The sequence below is a fragment of the Marivirga aurantiaca genome (genome assembly GCF_016679925.1).
GTDB classification, from domain to species: Bacteria; Bacteroidota; Bacteroidia; order Cytophagales; family Cyclobacteriaceae; genus Marivirga; species Marivirga aurantiaca.
Genome location: NZ_JAEQBW010000003.1, coordinates 222,398 through 236,628 on the forward strand (window position 1 = coordinate 222,398; position 14,231 = coordinate 236,628).

Genomic DNA, 14,231 nt, shown 5'->3' on the forward strand with positions numbered 1-14,231 from the left:
TTATTTTTATAAACCCGCAAAGTTTTGGAAACCTTGCGGGTTTAACCTTTTTAAAGGGGGCATAGAACCAAAAATATCCTATCTTCAACCTCATGAAAAATCTATTATTTATCACGCTAACTCTTGCTGTTTTAAGCTCCTGCCAGGATAAAGAAGAAAAGGTGTGGACTTATCTCCTCGATCCGGAACTGTCACAGTGGGATCAATATTTGAGTTATAAACACCAACTCGGGTATAAGGGCGAGCAGCCGAAGGATAAAAAAGGAAATCTCATTGAGCCCATTGGCTTAAATCCGGACGGTTATGATGTTTTTACAATCGTGAAGGAAGAAGAGGAACCGGTTTTGGAAGTAAGCGGAGAGATTTATGGTTGCGTGATCAGCAAAGAAGAATATGCCAATTATCATTTGCAACTTAAAGTGAAATGGGGGGATAAAAAGTGGGTGCCTAGAGAAAAGCTATTGAAAGATTCAGGCATTCTCTACCATTCCGTTGGGCCAATGGGGGCAGAATATTGGAGAAGCTGGATGCTTTCCCAGGAATTCCAGATAATGGAAGGCCACATGGGCGACTATTGGAGCCAGGCCAATTCTGCAATTGATATTAGAGCTTACATTCCGGAGTATATTATGAACCCGGTGGCTGATGTAAGTCAAAATTTTATTCCAGTGGGTGAGGGGGAAGAAATTGCAGGGCTTGTCTTGCGTAGTGCTAATTATGAAAAACCGGAAGGTGAATGGAACACTTTAGACCTGATCTGCTTTGAAGACAAAAGTATCCATATCGTAAATGGAGAAGTCGTCATGGTTTTGCAAAATTCCCGCTATGTAGAAGATGGAAAAGCTATTCCTCTCACTAAAGGTAAAATTCAACTGCAAAGTGAAGCTGCTGAAGTGTATTATAAGGATATCAAAATCAGAGAATTGACATCTCTTCCGAACGAATATACATCCTTATTTTAAGTAGGTTACTTTTGGTAAATACTCGAATGTTCGAAAACCACATAAACTTTGCTCGAGAAAGCGGGCTGGAGGACAAAAAGGCGGGGAGCGCGTTGGCTGTAGGGCTGAAGCATCTTTTTGTCTTGCCTGTCCCGCCACAGCGGGGATTTTTTCTATCTTTTGTATCAAGACAAAAGATTAAGAATAAAATTTGGTGAGAAAGTTGAGATCAATAGCTAACCTCAATTTAATGCGCAAACATAAAACTCCGAGGTTTTTTATATTGCCAGAATTTTTAAAAGAAAATGTACTATATGTTTATTAAGAGTATATTTAATAACGGAACTATATTTTCATGATTGGCCTAAATAGAATAATCCGTCATTAAATCAGCGACTAGAGAAACATGCAGAGATTAACGACTCTATTCTCAAGATCTGTGGAGAATAATAACTTACTAAGTGTCATCAATTCATTCAATTAAATTTTTTCTCTTTAAATTGAAACTTAAATTTCTAATTAATGATGAATCACCTTAAAAACCTCACACTACTTTCTGTTTTTCTGTTATGCATTAGCTGCCAATCCAATCCTTCGCTTCAAGCCGAAGAGGGATATGTGGAGGTAGAGGGTGGAAAGATCTGGTATAAAGTTATTGGTGAAGGCGACCAGGTACCGCTACTTCTAATGCATGGTGGCCCTGGAGGTACGCATTGTTATTTTTACGAGCTTACACCATTAAGTGAAAATCGACCGATTATCCTTTTCGATCAGTTGGGAAGTGGCCGGTCAGATCACCATACAGATACTGCCTTGCTCAAGGTAGATAAATTTGTAGAGCAAGTGCGTGAATTGAAGTCACATTTAAATTTGAAGGAATATTATTTACTCGGCCACTCCTGGGGAGCTGCGCTGGAGTTGGAATATTACCAGAAATATCCTGAAGGAGTTAAAGGCATTATCTTTAGCAGTCCGTATGTAAGCACCCCTGTTTGGGCAGCCGATGCCGATACACTCATCAGTTCCTTGCCTGATTCCGTTCAAAGCCTGATTGCTCAGGCAGAGGAAAGTGGTAATTATAACACAAAGGAATACAAATATGCTGATTCTATTTACTGGGCTAACTTCGGCTTAAGGACTGATTATGGCGGACATGAATGGGATACCATACCAGCGCCTTCCAATAAATTTATTTACAACAATATGTGGGGGCCAAGTGAATTTACTGCGACAGGCATTTTGAAAAGCTATGATAATAAGGAAGCATTGAAAGAGGTTAAAGTTCCTGTACTATTTGTAACCGGTGAATATGATGAAGCCAGACCGCAAACTGTAAAACACTTCCAAAGCTTAGTGCCTAATTCAGAATTTAAGGTAATTGAAGGAGCAGGTCATGCTACTATGAAAGATAACAGCAGTCAATATAATCAAGCCATACACCAATTCTTGCAGGAGGTAGAGAAGTGATAGCTATTTCTTAGCTTTCATTTTCTGAACTTTTCGAACCCAAAGAGAATTAACTACCCATGTGTTTATCTGGAAATCTGAATCTGTTGCTTTTGAATGGCTAATAATATAAATAAGCTTTTGCAGGAAATCAAAGGCTGTAATGTTTGTAAAAATCACCTGCCTCACGGAGCAAATCCCGTACTTACCGCAGGAGTTTCTTCAAGAATTGTGGTAGTTGGACAAGCTCCCGGTCGTGCAGTACATGAAACCGGCATCCCCTGGAACGACAAAAGTGGGGATAATTTAAGAAGCTGGATGGGAGTTGGTAAATCAATTTTTTATAACACTCACATGATTTCTCTTATTCCTGCAGGCTTTTGTTATCCCGGCACAGGAAAGAACGGAGATTTACCACCCCGAAAGGAATGTGCACCTATGTGGCACCAAAAGTTATTGAATGAGATGGGTCAAGTGGAATTGATTATTTTAGCAGGCCAATATGCACAAAAGCACTACCTGAATAAAAGTGCTAAAGGTAACTTGACTGCAACAGTTCAAAATTTTGAAGAATACCTTCCAAAATTCTTCCCTCTGCCACATCCATCTCCAAGGAACAATATCTGGCAAGCCAAAAATCGATGGTTTAAAGCTGAAGTGCTGCCGGTACTGAAAAATGAAGTAAATCGAATTCTAAGTCATAAGTGAAAGTAGGTTTCCGGATAAATTATTCGTAATTCCAGCATCATAAATATTAAAAAATACTGATCAAACATTCATGGACTTCCTCCTGAATATCTTTATATTTAGATCACTTTACATTAATTGAACAGCTATGCTTCGCATCACAATCCTACTCTTAATAATTATATTACCTCTACAGATCTTAGCCCAAAACCAAAAACCGTCTGATCCATTGGCGCATACTTATTCCATTGTGGCGCGGGATGCCAATACAGGGGAAATGGCCGTTGCTGTACAAAGCCATTGGTTTAGTGTAGGGACAGCTGTTTCCTGGGGAGAAGCCGGGGTGGGCGTGGTGGCTACACAATCCTTCACCAACAAATCATTTGGATTGCGTGGGCTTGCTTTGTTGAAAGAAGGTAAATCACCTCAGGAAGCATTGGATATATTATTGAGTGATGATGAAGGCAGGGAATTCAGGCAAGTGGCTATCTTAGATACAAAAGGACGAGTAGCCACTCATACCGGAAAAAGCTGTATTGATGAGGCGGGGCATGCCAATGGAGAAAATTTCTCTGTTCAGGCCAATATGATGCTGAATGATAAGGTAGTGCCTGCCATGGAGAAAGCATGGAAAGAGAATGGAGGTTTACCTTTAGCTGAAAGAATGGTGGAGGTATTAAAAGCCGCACAAAATGAAAAAGGAGATATACGCGGGAAACAGTCTGCTGCCTTATTGATTGTAGCACCGGAAGCTACAGATGAGCCCTGGAACGACAGGTTGCTCGATTTAAGAGTAGATGATCATGCAGACCCGGTGCAGGAATTGGATCGTTTATTGAAGGTTTACCGTGCATATGAACACATGAACCAAGGGGATTTACATGTAGAAAAGAATGAGATGAAGCAGGCCATGGAAGAATATAATAAAGCCATGGAAATGTTTCCGGCTAACCTGGAGATGCAGTATTGGACAGCTATCACATTAGCCAATGATCATAAAATTGATAAAGCATCTGATATGTTGCAAAGCATTTATAAGCAAGACGAAAACTGGAGAGAGCTTACTAAACGTTTACCTAAAGTTGGATTGTTGAATGTTTCTGAGGAGGAGTTGAAGAAGTTAATTAAGTAGTTTTTCCAGCAATCTCTTCTATGATTGATCTCTCCCATGGTTCGTGTCTCACGAATCATTATTATCTCGATTTTTGATCCTGAAAATTACTTAAGACAAACATCTTGACAATAGTAGTAAAGAACCGTCATTCACCTCAGTTGAAAATTAGATACAATAAAAACTTAATATATTTTTATCCCCAAAAACAGCCGTATTCATCATTATTAACTGTTTCAGTAAATTCATGAAGCGTTTTTACGGTGGGCGGATCGTATGGGTGCCATTTTAGGTCAGCTCTTTTCCAGTAGACTTTCCAAATATCCTTATTTTTCACATAAGTTGCCTTTGCAATTTCAATATGCATTTGTTCTTCCGGTTTATTCCAGCGTGGTCGAATCTCAAAAATAAAGATGCTTTGATCAATTATTTTATAGGAGATGTCCAGTTTATCTCTTATTTCTTCTGGTGGTCTTCTTTTTTCAAGAAAGTTTTCCATTACCTCAATTATGTCCGTTGTTTTTAAAGCATCTAATCCCATCTTACACTAGCAATATTTCTTAATCCTTAGAATTAAGTTAAAAATACAAAAAGCCGCAGCGAAATCTTTCACTACGGCTTTTAAAATTTTCTGTGAGACAGTGTATCACAGAGCTTTACTTATTCCTCTATCTCGATATCTTCAACATTCTTAAAGGCTATTTCTCCATCTTCCATTTCCACCAGCACTGTGCTATCATTACTGATTTCACCTGAAAGAATCTGCTTGGAAAGCGTATTCAGTATAGTTTTCTGAATCAGCCTTTTTAATGGTCTCGCTCCAAATTGCGGATCGTAACCTATTCTTCCCAGATAATCGAGTACATCCGGAGTTGCATCAACCTGAATGCCATTTTCTTTCAATCGCCTCTGAATATCTTTCCATTGGATGCTGACAATTTCTCTCAAAATTTCTTCATTCAATGGCTCAAACATGATGATCTCATCAATCCTGTTCAGGAATTCGGGTTTCACCGACTTTTTCAGCAATTCAAACACCTCATTTTTGGTATCTGATAAAATCTGATCCTTTTTCCACTCATCTCCTTCAAAATTAGCCGGGTTCAAACGTTCCTGAATTAAGGTTGAACCAATATTGGTAGTCATGATGATAATCGTATTCTTGAAATTAGCCAGTCTACCTTTATTGTCAGTCAGCCTACCGTCATCCAATACCTGCAATAAAATATTGAAGGTGTCCGGATGTGCTTTTTCTATTTCATCCAAAAGAATGACCGAGTAAGGCTTTCTTCTTACAGCTTCGGTCAACTGTCCGCCTTCATCATAGCCCACATAGCCCGGAGGCGCTCCTACCAATCTGCTGACAGAATGCCTTTCCTGGTATTCCGACATATCTATCCGTACCATGGAATTTTCATCATTAAACAGATACTCAGCCAGCGCTTTGGCCAACTCAGTTTTACCAACACCTGTGGTTCCCATAAATATGAAAGAACCTATTGGTTTTCTTGGATCCTGCAATCCTGCACGACTTCTTCGTACCGCATCGGATAAAGCGGTGATGGCTTCCCTCTGACCAGCTACTCGTTTTCCTAATTCCTTTTCCAGTTGCAATAGTTTATCCCTGTCGCTTTGCAGCATTTTAGTTACAGGAATACCAGTCCAGCGAGCCACTACTTCTGCAATTTCTTCAGAACCTACTTCCTCTTTTAAAAGCGGGTGGCTGGAAGACTGCATCTCTTTCATTTGGATTTGGAACTCATTGAGTTTAGCTTCGGCTTCTGTGAGTTTTCCGTATCGGATTTCAGCTACTTTGCCAAAATCGCCTGCACGTTCAGCTTGTTCTGCTTCAAATTTCAATTTATCAATATGCTCTTTCTGGTGCTGAATCCCCTGAATCACTTCTTTCTCACTTTCCCATTTGGCGCGTAAATCTTTTCTTTTATCATCCAGATCAGCTAATTCTCTGTTAATCACAGATTCCTTGTCTTTATTTTTCTCCCGCCTCATGGCTTCACGCTCAATTTCCAGCTGCATAATTCTACGGTTGAGTTCATCCAATTCTTCCGGTAAGGAATCAATTTCGATCCTCATTTTGGCAGCAGCCTCATCCATTAAATCAATGGCTTTATCAGGTAAAAATCGATCTGATATATACCTGCTGGAAAGTTCCACTGCAGCAATTACCGCATCATCTTTAATGCGCACCCCGTGGTGTACCTCATATTTATCTTTAATACCGCGCAATATGGAAATGGCATCATCCTGTGATGGCTCATCCACTATAACTGCCTGGAATCTTCTTTCAAGCGCCTTATCTTTTTCTATATATTTCTGATATTCTTTCAAGGTGGTAGCGCCAATTGCATGCAACTCACCTCTGGCCAAAGCAGGTTTTAACAGATTAGCTGCATCCATGGCTCCTTCACCACCTCCGGCACCAATCAACGTGTGCAACTCATCTATGAAGAGTATAATCTGCCCTTCGGAATCAGTTACTTCTTTGATGACTGCTTTTAATCTTTCTTCAAATTCACCTTTGTATTTGGCTCCTGCCACTAAAAGTCCCATATCAAGGGAGATTAATATTTTATCTTTCAGGTTTTCTGGTACATCGCCATCCACAATTCTTTGGGCCATCCCTTCCACGATGGCTGTTTTACCAACCCCTGGCTCACCTAATAAAATAGGATTGTTTTTTGTTCTGCGGGAAAGAATCTGCAATACACGCCTGATTTCCTCATCTCTTCCGATAACAGGATCTATTTTGCCATTCTTGGCCTGTTCGTTCAGGTTAATGGAATAGCGCTCCAGAGAACGGTATTTTGATTCCGCGTTTTGGTCTTTTACAGTATCTCCTCCACGTAATTCTTTTATTGCTTTGATTAAATCCTTTTCATTAAAGCCGGAATCCTTCAAAATAGAACTTAGTTGGTCACCAGCCTTAAGCAAACCCAGTAAAAGGTGCTCAATGGCCACATATTCATCTTTAAATTCCTTTAAGAACTTTTTAGATTCCGTTAAAGCTTTATGTGTATCATTGGAAAGATAGGGCTGTGAACCACTCACTTTTGGGTATCCCTCAAGGAGGTCGTTCAGCCTGTTTTCCAATAAGCCTTTGTTAATGTTTAACTTTTTATAAATAAAAGAAAGTACGTTTTCATCCGTTTGTTGGATGGCCTTTAGCAAATGACCTGTCTCAACAGCTTGCTGCCCGTTGGACTGCGCCATTTCAGCGGCCTTTTGGATCGCTTCCTGAGATTTTATGGTGTATTCATTTAAATTCATTGCTTTGTTATTTTAGGGTGTTGCTTCTATTATAACAAAACGATAACCAAACCTTTAAAGCTGACTAAATGACTTGTTTTAGAGTGTTTTGTAATTAATTAAAGACGAAATGACATTAATTTGATGATTTCCGTGAAAATAACCAGAACATTTTACCGATTGTTTGAGAGAATAATTTTTGATTTTTGAAAATTTACTATTTTAAATTGTGTCACTCATGTTTTGTCCATTTACTAAACCGAATCTCGCTAAGTTTACGCGTTTTACACTGGTCATATTTGAGAAACCTGCGTTAAATCTCGGTTAGGAGCATTTTGTGATAAATATTTGATAATTTTACTTTTTAATGGACTTTAATTTAAAACTAACTAATTTTTTCTGGTTGTTTTTGGTAGCTCCTTTATTGCTATGCTTCAATTACTCAGTGGAGGCGCAAAAGGTAAAGAAGAAAATACTCACAGATTCTGTCAGGTTGCAATCAGGTTTTGTATTGATTCTTGAGGACACATTTTACCTGCCGGAAAAAGACACAATAATCCTCCTATCGGAAGAAAAAAGCTATCAAATTAAAGCAATCCCTTATTTTAGATCTGATAAATTCTATGATTCTTTAGAAAGCAAGGCAGGAAATACAGAAGTAACGAGGATGCTTTTTGATTTACTATTTAAAAGTTCCAGTCAGGACATCTCGGATAAAAAACTTATTTCAAATGGGGAAGAAGTTTTTAAACCTTTCGAAGGGAAAATCATCGGGGAGATTTCAGTCAAAGGAATCCCAATATTGGAAGGGTCAGTTCAGGATACTACTAAAAAGGCTACTTCCTGGTATGCTAAAACCATCAATAACATACATGTACCCACACGAAAAAGTATTATAAAACAGAACACTTTGTTTAAAAGCGGAGAAAAGGTTGATCCGTTCCAATTGGCCGACAATGAGCGTATTTTGAGGCGACTCAGGACTATAAGAGATGCCAAAATCTATCTCATCCCCAGGCTGGATACTCCGGATATTGTAGATGTAGAAATTGTGACGCAGGATGTGGTGTCCATAGGCGCAGCCCTCAACTATTCCTCCATGAATGATTTTAATTTTGATATTTATGATCGGAATATTCTGGGTTATGCCCGTGATTTCCAGCTGAGTTATTATTTTGATGAGCACGAGAACCCGAAGCACGGCTATGGTTTTCAATACAGGGTACCCAACTTTTGGGGCAGTTTTATTAGAGGCACCTTTATTTATGAGAACACTTATTTTAGAGAACAAATAGGGATGAGTTTGATGAGGGACTTCTTTACTCCTGAAATAAAATATGGTGGAGGGGCTTCTCTTCAACACGTTTCCGAATTTTACAGGCCTTTATCAATACCTCTTTTGGAAATTCCTTACACAAAAAATGAAGGATCTTTATGGATAGGCAGATCCTTTCAACTTAGGAAAAGGACAAATTTGATTCTTCAAACAAGGGCAAGTAGCACCACCTATGTGGAAAGACCTTTTGTAACTGAGGATAGTAACCGCTTTTTCATGAATAGCGATATTTATTATGCAAGTGCTGCCTTGATCACCCGTACTTATTCCAAAAGCTGGTTGATCAAGGGTTTTGGCCGTACGGAGGATATTCCCAAGGGAAAATTACTTTCATTTACTTATGGGTATGATAATAATGAATTTTATAACAGGCATTATTGGCAGTTAAAAGCAGGCTATGCAGAATATTTTCAAGATATCGGCTATGCAAGTTTCACTACAGCTTTAGGGGCTTTTAAAAATGGAGATAAATGGGAAGATGGAATATTTAATACTTCTTTGAATTATTTTAGTCCATTGATAATGACGGGCAAATCTTTTTTCCGACAATTTATTAATGTGAATTATTTAAATGGCATCCACAGAAGATCGGATAATGCATTGGTGATTGATAACAAGTTCCAGACTGATGGCGAAAGAAGGCCGCTGGGGGAGAAGCGTTTTACTATGTCCTTTGAGTCTGTTTACTTCACTTCCTGGTATTTTTATGGGTGTAGATTCAGTCTGTACAATAGAAATAACTTTCATTGGTTGAGCTATGATGAGCTTTTTGATCATAAAAAGTTTTTTTCCTCTTTCGGAATAGGGGTACGTATACTGAATGAAAGTTTTGTTTTCCCTACGATTGAATTGAATTTTACTTACTACAAAAGCCCTGGGACTTACCCTGATACCACCCAGCTTCGTCTGTTCAATAATTATCCTACTAATTTTAATGAGCTGCAAATTGGCCGACCGGATGTGTTACGTTTCGATGATTTTATCTATTAATGAATAGACTTCTCCTCACCCTAATAAACTATGGTCGGGACCAGCTATTGGTTTTTTACCTGCAACACAAAGACTGACATTTATATACCACACTAGAAGTTTTGAACAAAATGTGCACAAAAAAAGGCCCTGAATTTTCAGAGCCTTTCATTTTAATAACAGCTAAATTAGTTTACTTCACTACCACCCGAATGTTTTCTTCCAATCCATTATGCTGTACTTTTAATAAATACATTCCGGATTTTAAAGCTTGCTTAATTTCCAGGTCTTTGCTTGGGTCAAACCCAATGAATTCCTGTACCATACTTCCTTGCAGGTCGTACAAAGCCAGGTATGATAAATTCTCTTTAAAGGCCTCAGGCACTCTGATTTTTATATTAGCCACACTTTCAATTGGATTAGGAAAAACACTCAACTGGCCGTTGAACCCGTTCTCAATACTAATTACAGGGGAGTATTCGAATGTATCATCAATATCCACAGCCTTTAATCTGTAGTAAACTATACCATAAGGCGCATCACTATCTGTAAAGGCATAGGAAACATCTGACATGCTTTCGCCTAAGCCCTGAACAATTCCAAATGCCTCAAAATTCTTTTGATCGGTAGAGCGTTCTAATTCAAAATGGGAAAAGTTTTCTTCTTTGGCTGTTATCCAATCTAATTGAACATTGTGATTGGACATTGAAGCAGTAAAGGTTTTAAGTTCTATGGGAAGTGCAGAATCATTACATAACCCACTGCCATCACAGGACTCGGCATTAATAGTTGGGCAAGTACCTGTTCCTCCATTTTCACCATCTGTACATGAAGTATCAGAAGCACCTACTATTCGCTCAGCATTTATTGTTCCAGTACCATCTATTTCAAATTCAATTTCCCCTAAATCCAAAGTTCCGCCAACATCAAGCGTTCCTTCAACAATTAAAAACTTATCTTTGTTTGGTTGCCCGCCAAAAGTAACTCCATCAATAATTGTCACAGTTACACCTACAGGGATCTCAATTTTTATGGGTTTATTTCCGTTTTGGAAGTTAATGGTTAAACTATTCAAAGTCACGTCTGAAGCAAACCTTAAAATTCCTTCACCACCTGCTTCGTCAATAACCACATCGCCATTTGGGCAATTGATTAAATCAGAGAAGATGAAAATTTCTCCGGCACCACTGTTTTTTAGCGTGCCATTATCTGAACATTGACCGAAAGCATTTCCAATCCCTAAGAATAAAACGAAAATAAAAATGTATAACTTTTCCATGTCTCAAATATACAGGCTTAATATTTCAAATAGATTTTTTCGGCTTTCTAAAACCATATAATTCTTACATCATAGGCCTGTTTTACGATGATTAGGGCTTATTTCCATCTAAAAAGTACAATTCCTTAGATGAATGCAGTGATTTTCCCGATGATACTGCCAAATTTTATTTTGTTCTACTTAATAAAAGTGAATAAGCATCATTCCCTTTTGTACTTGAGATGGCATGCGCTATATTTGTTACTTAATAGAAACGAAGATTCATCTATGGTAGATTTCAATAACCTACAACTAAACCATGATAATGGTATTTTAACCATTACCATTAATAGAGCAGAAAAACTAAATGCCTTAAATTTAGACACTATTGATGAATTGCGCGAAGCTTTTCAGGAAGTGTATGATAATGATCAGGTTAAATCAGTGATTATTACAGGGCAGGGGGAAAAAGCTTTTGTAGCCGGTGCGGACATTTCTGAAATTGCTGAGCTCAATGAAATGAATGGCAGAAAATTTGCCGAAAGTGGTCAGGAAGTTTTTTCGATGATCGAAAAATGTCATAAACCTGTCATTGCTGCGGTCAATGGGTTTGCTTTGGGTGGAGGATGTGAGCTTGCAATGGCATGTCATATCCGGATTGCTACTCCCAATGCCAAGTTCGGCCAGCCGGAAGTAAACCTTGGTATTATCCCCGGATATGGGGGTACACAAAGGTTGACCCAGTTAATAGGCAAAGCAAAAGCTTTGGAACTTATGATGACAGCTGATTTTATTTCTGCAGAGGAAGCCAAGTCTTTAGGTCTGGTCAATCACCTGGCTGATAATCATGAAGAATTGATCAACAAAGCAAAGGGTATTTTGCAAAAAATCAATAGCAAAGCTCCTTTGGCCATAGGAATGGTCATTGAAAGTGTAAATGCCTATTATGCAGATGGTGAAAATGGTTATCAAACAGAAGCCAACAGTTTTGCTTCTTGCTGCAAATCCGAAGATTTCAAAGAAGGGACCAAAGCCTTTTTGGAAAAAAGGGCTGCAGAATTCAAGGGTGAGTAATTTTGTGTTGGTAGGATTAACAACATTGGCATATAAAACAGATAGAGTCAATAATTAATATATTTGTGCTTCAGAGGCTAAATCCTTTGAAGCACTTTTTTTTATGAACCCACTTAAAAAACTAGCAGGAGAAGCCGGATTGTATGGATTGCCCAGTATCCTTGGGAGGTTACTGAATTATTTGCTGGTACCCCTGCATACAGGGGTCTTTTTCCCTGCACAGTTTGGTGATATAGCGAAAATATACGCTTATATGGCCTTCCTTAATATAGTGTACACCTACGGAATGGAAACGGCTTATTTCCGTTTTACTGCACGGGATAAGCTGGAAAGCTACTATAACATCACTTTTACAGCCGTTTTGGGTACTTCTTTGGTATTCAGTATTCTTATATATTTATTTGCCGCTGAAATCATTTGGCTTTCACAGATTTCTGTAGAACCTTACATTGTTCAATACTTGGCTGCTATCCTTTTTATAGATGCCATAGTGGCGATTCCCTTGGCAAAACTGCGTTTGGCCTCCAAAGCCAAAAAGTTTGCATTCACCAGGATGAGCAGTATTGTGCTAAACATATTGTTCAATCTCTTATTCTTATGGTTCTTGCCACTCCTGGCAGAAAATGGCTTGGTAAGCTGGACTTCGGAAAAACCTTTTGATATTTCTTATGTGTTTTTGGCCAATCTATTGGCCAACCTTTCCATGGTAATTATTCTTTATAAGGAGCTATGGCAGGCCAAGTTGATGTGGAGCTGGGAAAAACTGAAACCTATCCTGGTTTATGCGTTCCCAATTTTCCTCATGGGTATGGCAGGAATAGCGGTGGAGCAATTGGATAAAATCATTTTTGAAGATTTACTTCCTATAGGTTTCTATGAAGATAAAACAGCCAAGGAAGCTTTAGGTATTTACAGCGCCACTTTTAAACTTAGCATTTTTATGGCTTTGGCTATTCAGGCATTTCGTTATGCAGGTGAACCTTTTTTCTTCAGCCGGGCCGATGATAAAGATGCCCCGGAACTATTTGCCAAGATTCTTTATTATTTTGTGGCACTCTCCCTCGTTATCTGGGTGGGGGTAAGTCTTAATGCTGAATTAATTGGAAAAATATTCCTTAGTAGCCCTGCTTTTAGGGAGGCATTGTTTTTAGTACCTATTCTTTTACTGGGAAAGTTGTTCTTTGGAATGTATGTAAATATGAGTATCTGGTTCAAATTAACCGATAGAACTTATTATGGTATATATATAAGTCTGGCGGGAGCTGCCGTTACTGTAATTGGTAATGTGGTGTTGGTGCCTTTATTAGGGTATACAGGATCAGCTTTAGCGGGAGTGCTGGCATATTTTGTAATGCTGGTCTATTGTTATATTAGTGGGCAAAAGTATTTTCACATCCCATACCCAATGGTAAAAATTGTTAGGAATATAGTTTTTACCGGGATATTTATTGCGCTCTATTTTCTGCTTAAGCCAACAGATATTTGGTGGAACTATGGACTTGGATTGGTTTTGAGCCTAACCTATATAGGAGTGTTATTCCTTTATGAAAGAAAAAGGATTTTTTCTGACAAATTATAAATCATACTTTTGGAGTAGTATAAATAAAAAGAATGGAAGTAAGAGTAATTAATAAATCGAAACATGAATTACCGGCCTATCAAACAATCAGTGCAGCCGGTTTGGATTTAAGAGCGAATTTGGAAGAGCCTGTTGTGCTTAGGCCTATGGAACGCAAGTTATTGCCAACAGCTTTGTTCATGGAATTACCAGTGGGTTTTGAAGCACAAATTCGTCCGAGAAGCGGTTTGGCCTATAAGCATGGCATCACTGTGTTGAACAGCCCGGGAACTATTGACTCTGATTATCGTGGAGAGATTAAGATTTTACTGATTAATTTATCTGAAGAGGCTTTTACCATAGAAAATGGGGAAAGAATAGCCCAAATGGTTATTTCCAGACATGAACAAATCACGTGGAAAGCAGTAGAAGTACTGGAAGACTCTGAAAGAAGTGCGGGTGGATTTGGCAGTACAGGAAAAGGTTAAACAGTTTTAGACATTCTGATGGATAATTAGTAGACATACTCGTTTTACCTTTTATTAAAAAAATAAAGCATTATGATCTTAAGAAATAAATCCAAC

11 protein-coding genes are annotated in these 14,231 nt (G+C 38.5%); 8 read left to right on the forward strand and 3 right to left on the reverse strand.

Features of this window, described 5'->3' with window-relative positions:
• Window positions 1–92: 92 nt before the first annotated feature.
• The 4 genes from JKA74_RS08945 (at window position 93) to JKA74_RS08960 (ending at window position 4,206) form a co-directional block, all read left to right on the forward strand.
• The gene (locus JKA74_RS08945; protein WP_201430840.1) at window positions 93–962 is read left to right on the forward strand and encodes a 3-keto-disaccharide hydrolase; all 870 of its coding nucleotides are present in this window, start codon (window positions 93–95) and stop codon (window positions 960–962) included.
• 501 nt (window positions 963–1,463) lie between these two features.
• Complete coding sequence (locus tag JKA74_RS08950; RefSeq protein WP_236587636.1) at window positions 1,464–2,408, forward strand: proline iminopeptidase-family hydrolase; 945 nt, start codon at window positions 1,464–1,466, stop codon at window positions 2,406–2,408.
• Window positions 2,409–2,504: 96 nt separating this feature from the next.
• The gene (locus JKA74_RS08955; protein ID WP_201430841.1) at window positions 2,505–3,095 is read left to right on the forward strand and encodes a uracil-DNA glycosylase family protein; all 591 of its coding nucleotides are present in this window, start codon (window positions 2,505–2,507) and stop codon (window positions 3,093–3,095) included.
• Window positions 3,096–3,222: 127 nt separating this feature from the next.
• Window positions 3,223–4,206 (forward strand): DUF1028 domain-containing protein, encoded by a 984-nt coding sequence (locus JKA74_RS08960; RefSeq protein ID WP_201430842.1) that lies wholly within the window; start codon window positions 3,223–3,225, stop codon window positions 4,204–4,206.
• A 175-nt stretch (window positions 4,207–4,381) separates the two neighbouring features.
• Here JKA74_RS08960 and JKA74_RS08965 read toward each other — a convergent pair whose 3' ends face one another.
• Together JKA74_RS08965 and clpB are read right to left on the reverse strand one after the other, a co-directional pair.
• On the reverse strand, window positions 4,382–4,726 hold the full coding sequence (locus JKA74_RS08965) for a DUF3024 domain-containing protein (RefSeq protein WP_201430843.1): 345 nt from the start codon (window positions 4,724–4,726) through the stop codon (window positions 4,382–4,384).
• A 119-nt stretch (window positions 4,727–4,845) separates the two neighbouring features.
• On the reverse strand, window positions 4,846–7,473 hold the full coding sequence (gene clpB / locus JKA74_RS08970) for an ATP-dependent chaperone ClpB (RefSeq protein WP_201430844.1): 2,628 nt from the start codon (window positions 7,471–7,473) through the stop codon (window positions 4,846–4,848).
• A 346-nt stretch (window positions 7,474–7,819) separates the two neighbouring features.
• Between clpB and JKA74_RS08975 the strand changes: the two genes are divergently transcribed.
• Entirely contained in the window at window positions 7,820–9,778 is a 1,959-nt protein-coding gene (locus JKA74_RS08975; RefSeq protein ID WP_201430845.1) for a hypothetical protein, read from the forward strand.
• A gap of 172 nt (window positions 9,779–9,950) precedes the next feature.
• Here JKA74_RS08975 and JKA74_RS08980 read toward each other — a convergent pair whose 3' ends face one another.
• Window positions 9,951–11,036, reverse strand: a complete 1,086-nt coding sequence (locus JKA74_RS08980; protein ID WP_201430846.1) for a T9SS type A sorting domain-containing protein — start codon at window positions 11,034–11,036, stop codon at window positions 9,951–9,953.
• 267 nt (window positions 11,037–11,303) lie between these two features.
• On the opposite strand from JKA74_RS08980, the gene JKA74_RS08985 reads away from it, so the two are divergent.
• From JKA74_RS08985 to dut, 3 genes are all read left to right on the forward strand, one after another.
• Window positions 11,304–12,089 carry an enoyl-CoA hydratase/isomerase family protein gene (locus JKA74_RS08985; protein WP_201430847.1) on the forward strand — a complete coding sequence of 262 codons (786 nt, stop codon included), beginning with the start codon at window positions 11,304–11,306 and terminating at the stop codon, window positions 12,087–12,089.
• Window positions 12,090–12,192: 103 nt separating this feature from the next.
• Window positions 12,193–13,668 carry a lipopolysaccharide biosynthesis protein gene (locus tag JKA74_RS08990; protein ID WP_201430848.1) on the forward strand — a complete coding sequence of 492 codons (1,476 nt, stop codon included), beginning with the start codon at window positions 12,193–12,195 and terminating at the stop codon, window positions 13,666–13,668.
• Between the two features lie 32 nt (window positions 13,669–13,700).
• The gene (gene dut / locus JKA74_RS08995; RefSeq protein ID WP_201430849.1) at window positions 13,701–14,135 is read left to right on the forward strand and encodes a dUTP diphosphatase; all 435 of its coding nucleotides are present in this window, start codon (window positions 13,701–13,703) and stop codon (window positions 14,133–14,135) included.
• Window positions 14,136–14,231 lie beyond the last annotated feature (96 nt).